Origin of the sequence: Acetobacter sp. DsW_059, assembly GCF_002153695.1 — a bacterium.
GTDB lineage: Bacteria > Pseudomonadota > Alphaproteobacteria > Acetobacterales > Acetobacteraceae > Acetobacter > Acetobacter thailandicus.
The window spans coordinates 1-297 of sequence record NZ_JOPI01000111.1 but is presented as its reverse complement, the minus strand read 5'-3'; the positions used below and the strand labels follow the sequence as shown (position 1 = coordinate 297).

Here is a 297-nt window from a genome sequence, read left to right as displayed (position 1 = left end):
GCAGTAAACCGGCAGCCGATTACCTGATAGATAAAAAGAATAAATTGCACTATCTGGTGCAGGCGGCGGGTAAAAACCCGGCTACATGGCTGGGGTATACAGCGTCAGACTGGGATTACTCCTACCCAAAGAAACCGAAAGAAACCGGCTTAGAAAGGCTTGTATCCTATATCGCAGATTGTCAGTCAGGCAAAGCCTCTCTCGCAGATTTTGAAAGCTATGCGAATAAGCAATCCTGGCTTGACTATCTGCTGTTTATTGAGCTGGCAGCCTCTCAGGACAGCATGATTAACAATC

The 297-nt window shown here is 46.8% G+C and carries 1 pseudogene; it reads left to right on the top strand.

Annotation, left to right across the window (positions count from 1 at the left end):
- A pseudogene (locus HK25_RS13095) lies at window positions 1–297 on the top strand (hypothetical protein); the annotation flags it as partial.